This is a genomic window from Mycolicibacterium arcueilense (genome assembly GCF_058536225.1).
The window spans coordinates 240,813-258,174 of the sequence record NZ_JBZTYL010000022.1 but is presented as its reverse complement, the minus strand read 5'-3'; the positions used below and the strand labels follow the sequence as shown (position 1 = coordinate 258,174).

The 17,362-nt window shown below is 65.8% G+C and carries 18 protein-coding genes; 4 read left to right on the top strand and 14 right to left on the bottom strand.

Going from position 1 to position 17,362, the window contains the following annotated elements:
- Window positions 1-13: 13 nt before the first annotated feature.
- Window positions 14-1,372 carry a Pup--protein ligase gene (pafA, locus tag AC4LGL_RS22345; RefSeq protein ID WP_088304178.1) on the bottom strand — a complete coding sequence of 453 codons (1,359 nt, stop codon included), beginning with the start codon at window positions 1,370-1,372 and terminating at the stop codon, window positions 14-16.
- 145 nt (window positions 1,373-1,517) lie between these two features.
- Between pafA and AC4LGL_RS22340 the strand changes: the two genes are divergently transcribed.
- Window positions 1,518-2,642, top strand: a complete 1,125-nt coding sequence (locus AC4LGL_RS22340; protein ID WP_491840668.1) for a baeRF11 domain-containing protein — start codon at window positions 1,518-1,520, stop codon at window positions 2,640-2,642.
- On the opposite strand, the gene AC4LGL_RS22335 is transcribed toward AC4LGL_RS22340, so the two are convergent.
- Window positions 2,622-3,305 carry a TetR/AcrR family transcriptional regulator gene (locus AC4LGL_RS22335; protein ID WP_491840667.1) on the bottom strand — a complete coding sequence of 228 codons (684 nt, stop codon included), beginning with the start codon at window positions 3,303-3,305 and terminating at the stop codon, window positions 2,622-2,624. The two genes, AC4LGL_RS22340 and AC4LGL_RS22335, sit on opposite strands and share 21 nt — an antisense overlap.
- An 81-nt stretch (window positions 3,306-3,386) precedes the next feature.
- Here AC4LGL_RS22335 and AC4LGL_RS22330 point away from each other — a divergent pair, with 81 nt between their 5' ends.
- Window positions 3,387-3,824 (top strand): hypothetical protein, encoded by a 438-nt coding sequence (locus AC4LGL_RS22330; RefSeq protein WP_491840666.1) that lies wholly within the window; start codon window positions 3,387-3,389, stop codon window positions 3,822-3,824.
- Here AC4LGL_RS22330 and AC4LGL_RS22325 read toward each other — a convergent pair.
- Window positions 3,753-4,382 (bottom strand): TetR/AcrR family transcriptional regulator, encoded by a 630-nt coding sequence (locus AC4LGL_RS22325; protein ID WP_491840665.1) that lies wholly within the window; start codon window positions 4,380-4,382, stop codon window positions 3,753-3,755. The genes AC4LGL_RS22330 and AC4LGL_RS22325 overlap by 72 nt on opposite strands.
- 55 nt (window positions 4,383-4,437) lie before the next feature.
- On the opposite strand from AC4LGL_RS22325, the gene AC4LGL_RS22320 reads away from it, so the two are divergent.
- Window positions 4,438-5,148, top strand: coding sequence for an SDR family NAD(P)-dependent oxidoreductase (locus tag AC4LGL_RS22320; RefSeq protein ID WP_491840664.1), 711 nt, complete (start codon window positions 4,438-4,440; stop codon window positions 5,146-5,148).
- On the opposite strand, the gene prcA is transcribed toward AC4LGL_RS22320, so the two are convergent.
- The 9 genes from prcA to AC4LGL_RS22275 form a co-directional block, all read right to left on the bottom strand.
- Entirely contained in the window at window positions 5,137-5,898 is a 762-nt protein-coding gene (prcA, locus tag AC4LGL_RS22315) for a proteasome subunit alpha (protein ID WP_491840663.1), read from the bottom strand. The genes AC4LGL_RS22320 and prcA overlap by 12 nt on opposite strands.
- Window positions 5,899-6,696: a proteasome subunit beta gene (gene prcB / locus AC4LGL_RS22310; protein ID WP_491840662.1), complete on the bottom strand. Its 798-nt coding sequence runs from the start codon at window positions 6,694-6,696 to the stop codon at window positions 5,899-5,901. It abuts the gene before it with no gap.
- Between the two features lie 59 nt (window positions 6,697-6,755).
- Window positions 6,756-6,950 (bottom strand): ubiquitin-like protein Pup, encoded by a 195-nt coding sequence (locus AC4LGL_RS22305; protein ID WP_055114885.1) that lies wholly within the window; start codon window positions 6,948-6,950, stop codon window positions 6,756-6,758.
- 105 nt (window positions 6,951-7,055) lie between these two features.
- On the bottom strand, window positions 7,056-8,564 hold the full coding sequence (gene dop / locus AC4LGL_RS22300) for a depupylase/deamidase Dop (protein ID WP_064887177.1): 1,509 nt from the start codon (window positions 8,562-8,564) through the stop codon (window positions 7,056-7,058).
- Window positions 8,565-8,573: 9 nt separating this feature from the next.
- Window positions 8,574-9,443, bottom strand: coding sequence for an ectoine hydroxylase (gene thpD, locus AC4LGL_RS22295; RefSeq protein WP_491840768.1), 870 nt, complete (start codon window positions 9,441-9,443; stop codon window positions 8,574-8,576).
- Between the two features lie 59 nt (window positions 9,444-9,502).
- The gene (locus AC4LGL_RS22290) at window positions 9,503-9,895 is read right to left on the bottom strand and encodes an ectoine synthase (protein ID WP_491840661.1); all 393 of its coding nucleotides are present in this window, start codon (window positions 9,893-9,895) and stop codon (window positions 9,503-9,505) included.
- Window positions 9,896-9,909: 14 nt separating this feature from the next.
- Entirely contained in the window at window positions 9,910-11,196 is a 1,287-nt protein-coding gene (gene ectB / locus AC4LGL_RS22285) for a diaminobutyrate--2-oxoglutarate transaminase (RefSeq protein WP_491840660.1), read from the bottom strand.
- Window positions 11,197-11,244: 48 nt separating this feature from the next.
- The gene (gene ectA, locus AC4LGL_RS22280) at window positions 11,245-11,790 is read right to left on the bottom strand and encodes a diaminobutyrate acetyltransferase (RefSeq protein ID WP_491840659.1); all 546 of its coding nucleotides are present in this window, start codon (window positions 11,788-11,790) and stop codon (window positions 11,245-11,247) included.
- 343 nt (window positions 11,791-12,133) lie between these two features.
- Complete coding sequence (locus AC4LGL_RS22275; protein WP_491840658.1) at window positions 12,134-13,108, bottom strand: DMT family transporter; 975 nt, start codon at window positions 13,106-13,108, stop codon at window positions 12,134-12,136.
- A gap of 73 nt (window positions 13,109-13,181) precedes the next feature.
- Between AC4LGL_RS22275 and AC4LGL_RS22270 the strand changes: the two genes are divergently transcribed.
- Window positions 13,182-14,090, top strand: a complete 909-nt coding sequence (locus AC4LGL_RS22270) for a LysR family transcriptional regulator (protein WP_491840657.1) — start codon at window positions 13,182-13,184, stop codon at window positions 14,088-14,090.
- 8 nt (window positions 14,091-14,098) lie between these two features.
- Here AC4LGL_RS22270 and AC4LGL_RS22265 read toward each other — a convergent pair whose 3' ends face one another.
- Both AC4LGL_RS22265 and arc read right to left on the bottom strand, forming a co-directional pair.
- Window positions 14,099-15,235: a transporter substrate-binding domain-containing protein gene (locus AC4LGL_RS22265; protein WP_491840656.1), complete on the bottom strand. Its 1,137-nt coding sequence runs from the start codon at window positions 15,233-15,235 to the stop codon at window positions 14,099-14,101.
- 259 nt (window positions 15,236-15,494) lie between these two features.
- Window positions 15,495-17,336 carry a proteasome ATPase gene (gene arc / locus AC4LGL_RS22260; protein ID WP_491840655.1) on the bottom strand — a complete coding sequence of 614 codons (1,842 nt, stop codon included), beginning with the start codon at window positions 17,334-17,336 and terminating at the stop codon, window positions 15,495-15,497.
- Window positions 17,337-17,362: the final 26 nt, after the last annotated feature.

Sequence of the window (17,362 nt, the reverse complement as noted above, 5' to 3'; positions counted from 1 at the left end):
GAAAGCTTAGAGCTCACATGCTGGCGATCAGGCGCTTGACCCGCTCGTCGACCGATCGGAACGGATCCTTGCACAACACGGTGCGCTGAGCCTGGTCGTTGAGCTTGAGGTGCACCCAGTCCACGGTGAAGTCCCGGCCGGCTTCCTGTGCCGCACTGATGAACTCGCCACGCAGCTTGGCCCGCGTCGTCTGCGGCGGCGTGTTGACCGCGGCGTCGATCTCCTCGTCGGTGGTGATCCGGGACGCCAGCCCCTTGCGCTGCAACAGGTCGAACACCCCGCGACCGCGCTTGATGTCGTGGTAGGCGAGGTCGAGCTGGCTGATCTTCGGATCGGACAGCTCCATGTTGTAGCGATCCTGGTAGCGCTGGAACAGCTTGCGCTTGATCACCCAGTCGATCTCGGTGTCGACCTTCGCGAAGTCCTGGCTCTCGACCGCGTCGAGTTGGCGGCCCCACAGATCGACCACCTGCTCGATCTGGGTGCTCGGCTCACGGGTCTGCAGGTACTCCACGGCCCGGCTGTAGTACTCCCGCTGGATGTCCAGGGCGCTGGCCTGCCGCCCACCGGCCAGCCGCACCGGACGACGACCGGTCAGGTCGTGACTGACCTCGCGGATGGCCCGGATCGGGTTGTCCAGGGAGAAGTCCCGGAACGGGACGCCGGCCTCGATCATCTCCAGCACCAGCGAGGCGGTGCCCACCTTGAGCATGGTGGTGGCCTCGCACATGTTGGAGTCGCCGACGATGACATGCAGCCGGCGGTACTTCTCGGCGTCGGCGTGCGGCTCGTCACGGGTGTTGATGATCGGCCGCGAGCGCGTCGTCGCGCTGGAGACGCCCTCCCAGATGTGCTCGGCGCGCTGGCTCAGGCAGAAGGTGGCGGCCTTGGGCGTCTGCAACACCTTGCCCGCACCGCAGATGAGCTGTCGGGTTACCAGGAACGGCAGCAGCACGTCGGAGATCCGGGAGAACTCGCCGGCCCGCACGATCAGGTAGTTCTCGTGGCAACCGTAGGAGTTGCCCGCCGAGTCGGTGTTGTTCTTGAACAGATAGATGTCGCCGCCGATGCCCTCGTCGGCCAGGCGCTGCTCGGCGTCGATCAGCAGATCTTCCAGGACGCGCTCACCGGCGCGGTCGTGGGTGACCAGCTGCGTCAGGTTGTCACACTCGGCGGTCGCGTACTCGGGGTGGCTACCCACGTCGAGATACAACCGGGCGCCGTTTCGGAGGAAGACGTTGGAACTGCGGCCCCACGACACCACCCGCCGGAACAGATAGCGGGCAACCTCGTCGGGACTGAGCCGGCGATGGCCATGGAACGTGCAGGTCACACCGAATTCCGTCTCGATGCCCATGATTCGTCGCTGCACGCTAACGAGCTTACGGGGTGGTTCACGGTAACGGTGGGCAAGCACCGTCATCGTGTTCGTGGCGCCACCGATCTGGGACTTTTGACCCTGGTCAGCCCAAGTCACGGGAAGATGGACCGAAAGGAGTCCGCGCAAAGGAGTGGTGATGACCCGCTACGAACTGCCCGATGTTGCCGACCTGATCCGCCTTGGCGAGCCTCACGAGAACGCCATCACGGTCTACGCGGAAACCGCACCGGGACCGGACGAGCGGGAGAAGAGCGTGCTCACCGCGAAGAGCGCGGTGGACCGGGCCCTGCGCACGATCCGCGAATCCGGGGCGCGCCATGCCGTGGAGGAACAGCTGCGATCACGGTGGAACGAGATCGCCGAATCGGAACTGTGGCTGAGCCTGTCCCGTTCGGTGGCCATCTTCATCGCCGACGACTTCCATGAGGTCTACGTCCTACCCAACGCCCTGGAGAGCCAGCTGCAGGTGGGTAGCTACTTCGACATCGGCCAGCTGGTGCGGGCGGTCACCACACCGCAGGACGCATATGCGCTGACGCTGTCCGCCGACGGTTGGAACCTGTGGCAGGCGACCGCCAGCACGCGGGCCGAGGAGTTGGAGCTCACCGGCGAGTACGCGGCCGACGTCGCCGATGCGACCAACCGGGCCACCGTGCGCGACCGGGGGCATGTGCGGCGCCTGGTCGGTGACGAGGGCAAGAAGCTATTGCTGGAGCAGTACGCCAAGCGGGTCGCCGATGCGGTGGACGGCGAACTGGGGCAACTCGATCCGTCATCGACGCGGCCGCTGTACCTGTTCGCGACCGACCCGCTGCTCGACATGTACCGCGGGCTCGACCACAAGCGCCAGATCGTGGCGGTGCCCGGTGCAGCGGACCAGCTGCGGCCCGATCAGATCGACGGCGCCATCCGTGAGTCGCTGCCCGCCCTGAACGCCGAACAGGCCAGCGCCTGGGTCGACGAGCTGGGCAACGACATCAGCAAGGGACTAGTGGCCACCGATCTCGGCGACATCACCCGGGCCGCGACGGCCGGGGCGGTGGACACGCTGGTGTACAACTTCACCGTCGATGTGGTGGGCCGGATCGAAGCCGCCACCGGAGCGCTGCACTACGACGATTCCGGCTATGACGTGCTGTCCCGAGTCGCGGTGACGGTACTCGACAACGGCGGTGCGGCCTACGCCGTCCGGCCCGACGAGATCACCGCCGGCATCTGGAACCAGACCGCGGTCGCGAAACTACGTTTCCCCCTGAGCTGACGACGCCGGTTCGTGCAGTGACCCGGCCGGTGCACCGAGGATGCGTTCGAACGCCTGCAGGTAGGCACCCACCACCTTCTGGGCATGCGGCCCGCTGATGTCGGAACCCACGGCGCCGTCTGCCTCGATGGCGTCGATGAACGCATCGGCCAGGTGGAGCCCCATGCCGATGAGGATGCCTGCCGCCTCGTGCGGGTAGTCGGTGTCGAAGACGCCTTCGGCGCACCCCTGGCGGATGATCGCCTCCAGCATGGGCGCGGTGGTGCGCATCGAGCCCTGGGTCATCTTCTGCCGCAACAGCGCATTGTTCTCGTCGTGCCACAACCGGATCAGGGTTGCCACCTCGGTGGCACTCTCCGATTTCCAGGCCCTCGATCCGTCGAAGTAGGCGTGCATCTTGTCGAGCGCACTGCGGTGCGGGTCTTCGACGATGCCGGCCAACCGGGCGGTGGCGCTCTCACCCATCTGCTCGATGACCCCCTCGAGCAGGGCGCGCTTTGAGCGGAAATAGTGGTACAGCGCGCCTTTCGAGATCTGCAATGCGGCCAGCAGGTCCTCGATCGTCATCGCCTCGTAGCCTTTGTCGTGCATCAACCGCAGGGCCGCATCGAGGATCTCCCGACGCCGGGCGGCGTGTTCGGCGGGGTTCACCTGGCGTGCCACGAATCCTCCATTGACGTTGGGCGCAGTCCGAGCCTAGCCTAAAAATAGACCGTCAGTCGGTTTATCAATCAGGAGCCGCACATGCCGCAACCCACCCCGCAGGCCCGACAACGCACCCGCGCGTTCGCCCGGGTCCTCGGCCCCTTCGTCGCCGTTGCCACCGTGATCATCGCGATCCGGCTGCCCACCCTGCAGACCCTGCTCGGCGACCTGTTCACCAGCGGCATCCTGCCCTGGATCCTGGGCGCCGCCATGTTGCTGATGGGACTGGTCGTGATCGCGTTCCACCAGTACTGGTACAGCGTGACGGCGGTGCTGATCTCCCTGTTCGGCTGGTTCGTCGCACTGCGAGGGGCCGCCATGATGGCCATCCCCTCGGCCGTCGAATCCGGCGCCGACGCCACCGTGGCCAGCCCCGGGCTGCTGATCGCGGCGCGGTGCTTTTTCCTACTCCTGACCGCCATGGGGTTGTGGTTCACCTACGTCGGCTGGCGCCCCGAGACCACCGACAGCAGGTGAGCCGGCAGGGCTCCTCAGCCCGTCCAGCACGAACCCCAGGTGGCGCCGCCACACGGCGTCGTCACCGTCGGCCATCGCGATCACTTTCGACATGGCCCACATCAACGTGGCCAGGTCATCGGCACCGAAGTCGGGGCGCAACACCCCGGCAGCCCTGGCCCGGCCCACCACGGCCTCGAGAAGCCCACCGGCTCGGCCACATTCGCCCGCGACGTCGACGGCACCGACCGGATTCCTGGCCACCGCGTCGTTGATGCTGCGGTCGGACGCCTGCATCGTGAACAGCCCGTCGAGGAATCCGACGAATCCCCGCCACGGGTCGACGTCGTCGAGCGCCTGCCTCGCCAACCGGTCGATGACGGCCAACCGGTCGGACAGCACCACATCCAGGAGTGCCCCGCGATTCGCGAAGTGGTTGTAGAGCGTGCCGATACTGACGCCGGCCGCACGGGCGATCTCGTCGAGCGGTACGTCGACGCCTCGTTCGGTGAAGAGCTCAGCGGCTGCCGCCACCAAACGGTCCCGGTTGCGGACCGCATCTGCACGCATCGCCGACATGTCGCCCAGCATAGCGAAGTTGAGACAACACTCAACTTATGCTAGTAAGTTGAGTATGACCTCAACTTCGTCTCCGGTCCTGGTGGTGCTCGGCGTCGGACCCGGGCTCGGACTGTCGATTGCTCAGCGTTTCGGCGCCGCCGGACACCGCGTGGCCCTGATCTCCCGGTCCCCCGCACGTCACCCCGACTACCTGGCGGCCCTGACCGGCAACGGCGTGGAGGCCGCGGCCTACGTGGCCGATGCGAACGATTCCGGACAACTCGCGGCGGCATTGGGTGCGGTGCGCGAACGCTTCGGACGCATCGACGTCGGCTACTACGGCCCGGCCGCATTCGAAACGGCACCCACCGAAGACATCGCCGATCTCGACGCCACCGGCGCCCGCGCCGCACTGAACAGCGTGGTGCCTGCGGTCGACTTCGCGAGCCGGCTCCTACCCGAGATGCGTGAACGCGGCACCGGCGGGTTGTTGTTCGCAGGCGGACTGAGCAGCGTGGTGCCGATGCCCCCACTCGGTGGCCTGGCACTCGCGGCGGCCGCCTTGCGCAACTATGCGGTCACCCTGCACGCCGCCCTCCGACCCGTCGGTGTCTATGCCGGCACCATCACCATCGGCGGACTCATCGAGCGCGGTGACATCCACCGAGCGATGGCGGGTAACGCCGACCTGCCGACGATAAATCCCGACGAACTGGCGGAGCTGGCGTGGGGTCTTTACCGCGACGGCACGGAGGCCGAAGCGGTGATCAACCTACTTTCCTGACTTCTTCGGCTTCTCCGACGGCTCATCAGCGGCCGGCTTGTCCGAAACAGCCTCGGGCAGAAGCGCTTCCAGCGCGGCCCCGGTGATCCGACGGAAGCACCGACGCGGCCGGGTCGCATCGAGGACGGCCACCTCGAGTGTCGCGGGACCGAGAGTCCGAGGCTCAGAGCCGTTGCCGCTCGCGCTCAACGCCTCCACGGCGATCTTGACCGCCGCACCCAGGTCGGGGTTCTCGCTGTACGACTCGTTCAGCGCGGCGATGATCGGCTCCGTGGTGCCGCCCATCACGACGAAGTGCGGCTCGTCGGCGATCGACCCGTCATAGGTGATGCGGTACAGCTCAGGGGCTTTCGTCTCGCCGTAGTGCGCCACCTCGGCCACGCACAGCTCAACCTCGTAAGGCTTGGCCTGCTCGGTGAAGATGGTGCCCAGCGTCTGCGCGTAGACGTTGGCCAGCTGACGGCCGGTCACATCGCGGCGGTCGTAGGCGTACCCGCGGGTGTCGGCGAACTGGATTCCGCCGCGCCGCAGGTTGTCGAACTCGTTGAACCGGCCGACCGCGGCAAAACCGACCCGGTCATAGAGCTCGCTGACCTTCTGCAGCGACCGCGACGGGTTCTCTGCCACGAACAGCACACCGCTGTCATACGCCAACGCCACGACGCTGCGCCCGCGGGCAATGCCCTTGCGCGCCAGTTCGGAACGCTCACGCATCGCCTGCTCAGGCGAGATGAAGTACGGGAAGCTCATTTACCCCTCACCGCCCGTCCGGGTCCGGCGCGCGATGACGTCGCGGGCCAGCTCGGCGATGCGTTCCTCAGTGATCTCCGCGGCTCCCTCGGCACCGATGGTCACCGCAGTCGGATAGATGCCGCGCACCAGATCGGGGCCGCCGGTGGCGGAGTCGTCGTCGGCGGCGTCGTAGAGCGACTCGATGGCCACCCGCAGAGCCGAATCCGCATCCACCACACCGGGATAGAGCTTCTTGATCGACGATTTGGCGAAGATCGACCCGGAGCCCACGGACTGGTAGCCCTCTTCTTCGATGTTCCAGCCACCTGCCGCGTCGAAGGACACGATCTGGCCCGCACTTTGCGGATCGCTGGCATCAACATCAAAACCGACCAGCAACGGCAGGGCCACGAAACCCTGCAGTGCCGCACCGAGGTTGCCGCGCACCATGATGGCCAGCCGGTTGACCTTCCCGCGGAAGGTCAGGGCAACGCCTTCGAGCTTCTCGTAGTGCTCCAGTTCCACGGCATACAGGCGCGCGAATTCCACGGCGATGGCCGCGGTGCCTGCGATGCCCGTCGCGGTGTAGTCGTCGGTGATGTACACCTTCTGCACGTCGCGCCCGGCGATCATGTTGCCCTGAGTCGAGCGGCGGTCACCGGCGATCAGCACCCCTCCGGGGTACTTGATCGCGACGATGGTGGTCCCGTGCGGCACCGCGTTGGTGGGGTTGATCGTGCCGTCGGCGACACGATTGACCGGCAACAGCTCGGGGGCCTGCCGGCGCAGCAGTTCAGAGAAAGACGACAGGTCCATGGCTACAGATTGGGTACCGGAGAGGGTTGGTCGGGGCAGAGACAGGTTTTCGCGCCAGGTCACTGGCCGCCCTTTTGGACGTATGCACGCACGAAGTCTTCTGCGTTCTCTTCCAGCACGTCGTCGATCTCGTCGAGCAGATCGTCGGTGTCCTCAGCCAGCTTCTCGCGACGCTCCTGGCCGGCAGCGGATGCACCCGGGAGGTCGTCATCCTCGCCGCCGCCACCGCCACGCTTGGTCTGCTCTTGAGCCATCGCTGCCTCCTGCAATTGTCATCGGCTGGGCTAACCGCCCAACCGGTTCTTCCACAGTACCGGTCGGCACCCCGATTGCCGGGGATAGCTCACCGGTCCAGATGGTCAGTTCGTGAGTTGATCGACGAGTTCGGCCGCGCTGTCCACGGAATCCAGCAGAGCACCGACATGGGCCTTGCTTCCCCGCAGCGGCTCCAGGGTCGGAATCCGGACGAGCGAATCGCCGCCGAGATCGAAAATCACCGAGTCCCAGCTCGCCGCGGCGATGTCGGCACCGAATCGACGCAGGCATTCACCCCGGAAGTAGGCGCGGGTGTCGGTCGGAGGGTTGTCGACGGCGTCGAGCACCTGCTGCTCGGTGACCAGGCGTTTCATCGAACCGCGGGCGACCAACCGGTTGTACAGGCCCTTGTCCAGCCGGACATCGGAGTACTGCAGATCGACCAGGTGCAGCCGCGGCGCCGACCAGGCCAGGTTCTCGCGGTTCCGGAAGCCCTCCAGCAACCGCAGCTTGGCCGGCCAGTCCAGGATCTCGGCGCATTCCATCGGGTCGCGCTCGAGCAGGTCCAGCACATGGGCCCAGGTCTCCACGACATGCGCAGCCCGCGGGTCCGGGTCCCGGCTGTCCACCAGTTTGGCCACCCGGTCCAGGTAGACCCGCTGCAGCGCGAGGGCGGTCATCTCCCGGCCGTCGGCCAGCGCCACCGTGGCCCGTAGCGACGGATCACGACTGATCACGTGCACGGCGTGCACCGGACGGGCCAGCGCGAGATCGGACAGGTCGAGCCCGAACTGCGGGCCTTCCTCGATCAGGTCGAGCACCAGGGAGCTGGTGCCGACTTTCAGGTAGGTCGACGTCTCCGCCAGGTTGGCGTCACCGATGATCACGTGCAACCGGCGGTACTTGTCGGCATCGGCGTGCGGCTCGTCGCGGGTGTTGATGATGCCGCGCTTGAGCGTCGTCTCCAGGCCGACCTCGACCTCGATGTAATCCGCCCGCTGCGACAACTGGAAGCCGGGATCGTCCCCCGAGGGCCCGATGCCGACACGGCCCGAGCCGGTCACCACCTGCCGCGACACCAGGAACGGGGTGAACCCCGCGATCACCGCGGAAAACGGGGTCTGACGGCTCATCAGGTAGTTCTCGTGCGACCCGTACGAGGCGCCCTTGCCGTCGACGTTGTTCTTGTACAGCTGAAGCTTGACCGCCCCAGGCACGCTGGCGACGTGGCGGGCGGCGGCCTCCATCACCCGCTCACCGGCCTTGTCCCAGATCACCGCGTCCATCGGGTCGGTGCACTCGGGCGCCGAGTACTCCGGGTGGGCGTGGTCCACATACAGCCGGGCACCGTTGGTGAGGATCATGTTCGCCGCGCCGACCTCGTCGGCGTCGACGATCGGGGCCGGCCCCGAGGCCCGGGACAGGTCGAACCCGCGGGCGTCGCGCAATGGGGATTCGACCTCGTAGTCCCACCGGGTGCGCTTGCCGCGCTGGATCCCGGCGGCCGCCGCGTACGCCAGCACCGCCTGAGTCGACGTCAGGATCGGATTGGCAGTCGGATCGGACGGCGAGGAGATGCCGTATTCGACCTCTGTTCCGATGATCCGTTGCATGGGGCCAGCCTAGGTGACGGCTTGTGCGCCCCGAGCCGCCAGGTATTCGGGCCGTGGCCGCTTGGCCGCGAACGGGTCGGTCAGCGCGTTGTCCACCGAGTTGAACACCAGGAACACGTTCGAGCGCGGCAGCGGGGTGATGTTGGACCCCGAGCCGTGCAGCAGATTCGCGTCGAACCACAGCGCGGTACCGGGCGGACCGGTGAACTGGTGGATGTCGTGCTCGTCGACGGCCTTGGTCAGCGTCGTCTGATCGGGCACGCCGATGTTCTGGGCGACCAGTGACGTGTCGTGGTTGTCCTCGGGCGTGGCGCCGACGCACGGGTAGAACGTCTGGTGCGATCCGGGGATCACCATCAGTGACCCGTTGTACGGGTAGTTCTCGGTCAGGGCGATCGAGCACGAGACCGCGCGGATCTCTGGCATGCCGTCCTCGGCATGCCAGGTCTCGAAGTCCGAATGCCAGTAGAACCCGGTCCCGGTGAAGCCGGGCATGAGGTTGATCCTGGCCTGATGGATGTAGACGTCGCCGCCCAGCAGTTGCTGCGCGACCGGTAACACCGTGTCGAGCCGGACCACCTGTGCGACCAGGTCGCTGAGCAGATGCGGTTCGAAGATCGACCGGATCGTGCCACCCGGCTCCCGGATCACCCGCGGGTCATCGGTGTCCAGATCCGCTGCGATCCGGTCCATTTCATGGCGGAGCAGCGGGAGCCAGTCATCCGACACGGTCTCCGGCGCCACCAGGTACCCGTACTCGGAGAAGCCGTCCAGGTGGGGCTGGCTGAGCGGACCGTCGGCCGCGCCACCCCACACCACAGGCTCGCGACGCGGTATCGGCTCGATGGCGTGGTCGAGCCGGGTCGGGTAGTGATCCATCCGTTCCTCGTTGGGCAAGCCGATGCGTGATCCGCTTTCGGCTCCTCGATGAACTGCCGTCATGCCACCGACTGCGGCGCCGGGTAGACACCGTTCTCGTCGTGCACTTCCCGCCCGGTCACCGGAGGGTTGAACACGCACAGCATGCGCAGCTGCTGATCGCAGGTGACCCGGTGGCGGTCGTTGTTGTTGAGCAGGTACATGGTTCCGTCGGCGAGCGGATACTCCTGCCCGGTCTCCAAATCCGTCAGCGTGCCGGTGCCCTCGATCACCCAGACCGCCTCGACGTGGTGCTGATAGTGGAACTCGTTGACCGAACCCGACTCGATGGTGGTCTCGTGGAACGAGAAACCGACGCCGTCACCGGCCAGGATGATGCGCTTCGATCGCCAGCTGGCGTCGGCCACATCGCGATCGGTCCCGGTGATCTCAGCAGTGGTACGAACAATCATGTTTCAAGCCCCCCTCAGGCCAGCGTGACGGCGACGGACTCGGCGAGGATGTCGAGCCCCTCCGACAGTTCGGCAGGCGTCGTGGTCAGCGGCGGTAGAAGTTTGACCACCTCGTCGGACGGACCGCTGGTTTCCATCAGCGCACCGCGGTCGAAGGCGGCCCGGCACGCCTTACCGGCCAGGTCCGCCTCGACGAACTTGAGACCCTGGGCCATGCCACGGCCACGGGCGGTCACTCCGTCGTGGGCAGCGGCGATCTCCTCCAGCCGCACTCGGACCAGCTCGCCCTTGGCAACCGTGTCGGCGCTGAACTCATCGTTCGCCCAGTATGTCTCGATCGCCGCCGTCGCGGTGATGAAAGCCGGGTTGTGCCCGCGGAAGGTGCCGTTGTGCTCCCCCGGCGCCCACACGTCCAGGTCGCGGCGGAACAACGTGAGCGCCATCGGCAGGCCATATCCGCTGACCGACTTGGATATCGTGACGATATCCGGCACGATGCCGGCTGCCTCGAAGCTGAAGAACGGCCCGGTGCGACCGCAACCCATCTGGACGTCATCGACGATCAACAGGATGTCGCGCTTGCGGCACAGTTCGGCCAGGGCACGCAGCCATTCGATCCGTGCGACGTTGAGTCCGCCTTCGCCCTGGACGGTTTCGACGATCACCGCGGCAGGTCGGTTGAGCCCGCTGCCCGAATCATCGAGCACCCGCTCGAACCACTGGAAGTCCTCGGTGACTCCACCGAAGTAGTTGTCGTAGGGCATCGGGGTGGCGTGCACCAGCGGGATACCGGCACCGGCGCGCTTCATCGAGTTTCCGGTGACCGACAGTGCTCCGAGCGTCATGCCGTGAAATGCGTTGGTGAAGCTGATAACCGACTCGCGGCCGGTCACCTTCCTGGCCAACTTGAGCGCCGCCTCGACGGAGTTGGCTCCGGTCGGCCCCGGGAACTGCACCTTGTAGTCGAGCCCTCGCGGCCGCAGGATGAGCCGCTCGAAGGTCTCCAGGAAGCGCTGCTTGGCCGCCGTCGCTATATCCAGCGAGTGCACGATGCCGTCGGAGGCAAGGTATTCGAGCAACGGCTCCTTCAGGGCGGCGTTGTTGTGGCCGTAGTTCAGCGCCCCGGCCCCGGCGAAGAAGTCGATGTAGGTGCGTCCCGAGGTGTCGGTCACCCAGGAGCCCGAGGCGCTGTTCATCACGGTGGGCCAGCCACGGCAATAACTGCGGACCTCGGATTCCACCGAGCTGAAGACGTCGGGCAGGTCAGATTCGGTCAGGGGAGCTGTCGTTGCGAGCAGCAAGGGACAATCCTTCCAATTCGGATCAAAATGGTTATCAGATAATTGATTTCAGCGCGAAAGCGGTGTGGTGATCGGCCCCATCCGCAGGATGGGCTCATCCTCGTGCGCTCCGCCTGCATCGAGCAGGTCGGATCCGAAGTGCGGATCTTCGACGAGGGGGACGCCGTGACGGCGCGCGAAGGCGCCGAAGAATGCGCGTGACGCGGTGTTGCCGGGGGCGACCGTGGCCTCCACGGTGACCGGACGCCCGTCACGCTGCGACCGCACCCGGTGGACGAGCGCGTCGAGCATGGTGCTTGCCAGTCCCCCGCCCTGCGCCGACGGCGCCACGGCCACCTGCCATACGAACAGGACATCGGGTCGCGGCGGAGGGTGGTAACCCGTGATGAATCCGTGCAGGTCACCGTCACGTTCGGCCACTATTGACGTGGCAGCAAAATCGGTCGCCAGCAACAGATAGGCGTAAGTGGAATTCACATCCAGCACCCCGGTAGCTTCCGCGAGGTCACGGATGCCAATGGCATCGGTACCCCGTGGTTGGCGCAGGAATTCTTCCCGGGAATGGCGCCCCGGGACGCTTTCTAAAACGTGCATATCGAGTTAAAAGTCACCACCGAACTTCTCAACGATCATCGTCAGTTTCATGCCATCGGTGCCCTCGACGTAAGCACACCGCCCTGCCGGGATCAAGCGCCGACACTCCTCCTGGCGCGCAGATACGTCTACAGAGACAGCTCTTGACCTGCATTAACTTCGACATTCGTCAATCTCAGAAAAGCGTTTGCACCGTTATCTAATCGTTACACTTGGGCGGGGGTACCAGCTCGTCGCCCGCGGCCGTCTCCACCCAGTCCCCCACGCCGACCCGAACAGGTCAACCGAACGCATCCGCAACCATTTCCCGACAACATTTCATTGGAAAAATTCCAATCGAAATTTAATAATCGCTGGTGTGGCGCACGATAATGTCCCGATCGAATAGCCTCGGACCTTTCCCCTGCAATCGACGGCTCCGCGTTGCTCGCCGGATCGCACTACGGGCAACACCACGTGATCCGTAGCCCAGCACCATCCGCCCCCAGCCGGCACCGGTCACCACCAGTACGGCCCCGGCACTGCCGGCACCGGTGACGGGATCGCCGGCGAAGGCGACGCCGAAGATCCCGGCCCACAGCGGCTCGGTACCCACCAGCAGGCTGACCCTGGCCGGGCTGGTCGTGCTCAGCGCCCGCAGCTGGACCAGGAACGCGAACACCGTGCACGCCAGCGCCAGGTAGCCGACAAGGGCCCATTCAGCCGGGCCGTGGGCGACCGTCGTCGCGACGACCGACTGCCCAGACGCCACGCACAGCGCCGACGCCACCGCAGCAACCGTCAGCAGTTGCACCAAAGTGGTTCGTGCCGAATCGATCCCGCGGCCGTCGGAGAAGCGTGCCATGACGGTGACGTGGACCGCCCGCAACAGGGCGGCGATCACCATCACGATGTCCCCGGTGCGCGGGACGGTCAGGCCGCCGGATTGAGTGAGCAACGCACAACCGATCACCGCCAGCGTCGCCGCGAGATAGAAGCGGTGGTCTACCCGCTGGCGCTGCATCGCCGGCGTGGCCACGATGGTGAGCGCCATTATCAGCCCGGCGTTGGACGCCGAAGTCATTGTCACACCATAGGTTTCGGCGACACAGACGGCAGCCAGCAGACCCCCACCGACGACGCCCGAAACCACCTCGGTGCGGGTCAGCTCCGGCAACCGCCGGGACACGACCGCGGCCAGCACCGTGGCCGCGACCGCGAACCGCACCACCAGTATCACGAAAACCGTTTGCGCCGTGACGATTTCCTTGGTGGCCAGGTAGCTCGAACCCCACACCACCGCCACGGCAAGCAAACAGAGGTCGGTGCGACGGGTCATGCGAATCAGCGTGTCGCCTGCCCAATAGTTCAGTCAAGCTAATGTTTCTACTGTTTATATGTAGCATTACTTTATGGATGCCGGACGCCTGCGGATGCTGCGTGAACTCGCCGACCACGGCACCGTTGCCGCGGTGGCCCAGGTGCTGTCCATGACGCCCTCGGCGGTCTCACAGCAACTCAAGATCCTGCAACGCGAGGCGGGCGTACCGCTGATCGAACCCGAGGGCAGACGGGTACGTCTGACCGATGCCGGACAGGTCCTGGTGGGCCACGCCGACGCCGTGTTGGCGGCACTGGACCGGGCCCGGAGCGAGATGGACGCCTACCGCAGCACTCCCCGGGGCACGGTCAGTGTGTCGTTCTTCCCCTCTGGTGCGGCAATGCTGCTGGCCCCGTTGGTCATCCGGGCGGCCGAGCGCGGGGTCCAGGTGCTCGGGCGCGACGTCGACGTGCCGGCGTCCCGGGCACCGGCACAACTGGCCGACTTCGATGTCGTGGTGGTCCACCGCGACGAGCGCGACCCCGCCTCCTGGGGCCCGCGCTTCGAGGCAGAAGAACTGTTACGCGAGCCGTTGGATGTCGTGGTACCCGCCGGGCACCGCTTCGCCGGCAGGGATCAGGTAAGGCTGGCCGACCTGGCCGACGAACGCTGGATCGGCGTCGAGGGTGGACTGATGGTCGACGACGTACTCAACTCGATAGCGATCCTGTCCGGCGTCCAACCACGAATCACGCAGCGAATCAACGATTTCCGCGTGGTCGAGGAGCTGGTACAGGTGGGCGCCGGGATCGCCCTGATGCCCCGCTACGTGAGGCTGACCCGCGAGCTGGTGCGGCTGCCGATCACCGATATCTCGGTGGCCCGCCGGGTGGAGGCGGTCACCCGCACGGGCGCGGCGGCGCGCCCGGCCGTCTCCGTCGTGCTCGAGGAGCTGGCTGCGATCGGCGCGGACATCCCCTCGGCCACCGTCCCGGACTGACCACCCGGTCAGTTCGGATTGGCCGCCGAGGTGGCGACGTCGTCGCCGAACCATTTCTCCTTGATCATGTCGTAGGAACCGTCTTCACGCATTCGCAACAGCGCCTGGTCGATCGGTTTGCGGAGCTTGCTTCCGACGGCGAAGACGAACCCGTGGTTCTCGTCCTGAAACACCGGGCCTGCCATCACCCCGACGCCGTCACCGCGATGGGCGGCATAGTATCGAAGCACCGGGGCATCGAAAACCACTGCGTCGTAACCATCTTCACGCAAGGCCTCGTAGCACTCCTCGATGGAGTGCATCTCGGTGGCGCTCACCCCCATGCCGCGTAGGTAGGACGCCGAGGTGGTGTCCGCGACGGTGGCGACAGTCTTGTCGTACAGGTCGGCGGGTCCGCTGATCTTCGATTCCAGCTTCGCAACCGTGAGTGTGGCCGTCAGATTGGCCGAGTAGAACGCGACGAAGACGATTCCGGCGAAACCCCACAGGATCGCCAACGATTTGGTGACCCAGCGCCGCGGTGCGGTGCTGCTCCGACCGACCAGGGAACCAACGCTCCACCCGAACGACTGGAAAATGCCAGGCAAGTACGCGCGGGACACGGCCGGACTCGCGTGCCGCCGTTCCACCAGCCAGAAGATGTGCGCGGGCAACACACTCACCACCACCGCCGCCATCAGCCAGACCAGCATGGTTTTGGAAAAGATCAGGCCCAGAAACCCGGCCAGTCCGGGTGTGGACGGGGTGGTGTCGTGCACCGGCACCATGATCTGCAGCCCCGCGTCGAGGGTGGGTTGGGAGAAGTCGAACATCCTCTCCCGCGCCGAAGTCAGGGAGATCGCCCCGATCGCCACCTCTGCCTTGCCATCTGCCACGGCCTGCAATTGGCCGCGAACGTCGTCCCACTTCTGATAGTCGCTCTCCCAGTCGAGACGCTGGGCGATCTCCTCCCACAGATCGATCGAGAACCCGGTGAGGGTGTCACTGCCGGTCTCCATGACAAACGGCTCGAGAGCATGGACGGCGACAGTGATGGATCGAGGGTCCGGTTCCGGTTCAGGTTGTGCCGACGCCCGGGGCGCAATCGCGTTCATCAGACAGAGCAAGAACATCAGCATCGCCAGTCCGAGATACCGCCGGCTCACGGGACATCACCCTCCTGTTGTGGCAGCCCACCACCCTAGCCCGTCAGGCCACGGCGGTTGGTTGCCATCAACATGTTCAGCGCGAGTCAGAGTTCAGGAAGCGCGTCTGAGGGCACCGCAAACAGCGCGAAATGGCATGCATTGACCCAGGATTCGATCCGTGGATGGGGTCGGTGCCGCCCGGGGGCGGCATCGCTGCCCGGCGGTGTGGGCGGCCGGCCGGGAACCGTGGCGGGTGCACGGCCCCCGACCTCCGCTACTACAGGTACTGGCCCAGGTTCGATTCGGTATCAATGGCACGGCTCGCCGACGAGCTCTTCCCGGTGACGAGCGTGCGGATGTAGACGATCCGCTCGCCCTTCTTGCCCGAGATCCTGGCCCAGTCATCGGGATTGGTGGTGTTGGGCAGGTCCTCGTTCTCGGCGAACTCGTCGACGATCGAATCCAACAGGTGCTGGATGCGCAGACCGGGCTGACCGGTCTCCAGCACACTCTTGATGGCGTTCTTCTTCGCCCGGTCGACGACGTTCTGGATCATGGCGCCGGAGTTGAAGTCCTTGAAGTACATGACTTCCTTGTCACCGTTGGCGTAGGTGACCTCCAGGAACCGGTTGTCGTCGATCTCGGCGTACATCCGGTCCACGACCTTCTCGATCATCGTCTTGATCGTCAGCGACCGGTCGCCACCGAACTCGGCGAGATCGTCGGCGTGCACCGGAAGCGCCTCGGTCAGGTACTTCGAGAAGATGTCCTGCGCCGACTCGGCGTCGGGCCGCTCGATCTTGATCTTGACGTCCAGGCGGCCGGGCCGCAGGATCGCCGGATCGATCATGTCCTCGCGGTTGGAGGCGCCGATGACGATGACGTTCTCCAGCCCCTCCACGCCGTCGATCTCCGAAAGCAGCTGCGGCACAACCGTTGTCTCGACATCTGAACTGACGCCGGTGCCGCGGGTACGGAAGATCGAGTCCATCTCGTCGAAGAACACGATCACCGGGGTGCCTTCGGACGCCTTCTCACGGGCACGCTGGAAGATCAGCCGGATGTGACGTTCGGTCTCACCGACGAACTTGTTCAGCAGCTCGGGGCCCTTGATGTTGAGGAAGTAGCTCTTCGCCTCGCGGGCGTCGTCGCCACGAACCTCGGCCATCTTCTTGGCCAGCGAGTTCGCCACCGCCTTGGCGATGAGCGTCTTGCCGCACCCGGGCGGACCGTAGAGCAGCACACCTTTCGGCGGCCGCAGCGAGTACTCCCGGTAGAGCTCCTTGTGCAGGAAGGGCAGCTCCACGGCGTCGCGGATCTGCTCGATCTGCCGACCCAGACCACCGATGTCGTTGTAGCTGACGTCGGGCACCTCTTCGAGCACCAGGTCCTCGACCTCGGCCTTGGGAATCCGCTCGAAGGCGTACCCGGCCTTGGTGTCGACCAGCAGCGAATCGCCGGGACGCAGTTTGCGGGGCCGGCCGTCGTCGAGAGCGCCGTCGGAATCTTCTGGCAGGTCCTCGGCGGCGATCAGAGGCTCGGCCAACCAGACGATGCGTTCCTCGTCGGCATGCCCGACCACCAGGGCTCGGTGTCCGTCGGCCAGGATCTCGCGCAACGTGCTGATCTCGCCGACAGACTCGAAGTTGCCCGCCTCGACCACGGTGAGCGCCTCGTTGAGCCGGACCGTCTGGCCCTGCTTGAGCGAGGAGGTCTCGATGTTCGGAGAGCAGGTGAGTCGCATCTTGCGGCCGGAGGTGAACACGTCGACGGTGTCGTCCTCGTGGGTGCCGAGCAGCACGCCGTAGCCACTGGGCGGCTGGCCCAGCCGGTCCACCTCCTCGCGGAGGGCGAGCAACTGCTGGCGGGCTTCCTTGAGGGTGTCCATCAGCTTGGCGTTGCGCGATGCGAGCGAGTCGATCCGGGCTTCAAGCTGGTGGACGTCACGGGCACTTCGCAGCCCACTCTGGGGCCCTACCGCATTCTCCAATTGCTCACGCAGAACCGCAGCCTCACGGCGCAGCGATTCGAGCTCGGCGGCATCATCGCTGGACATGGGTTGCGGGTGGCCGGCCGAGAAACTCTCGGCATGGCCGTCCGAACGCTCTGACTCACTCATATTGCGCTCCCTCCCGCACCGTAAGT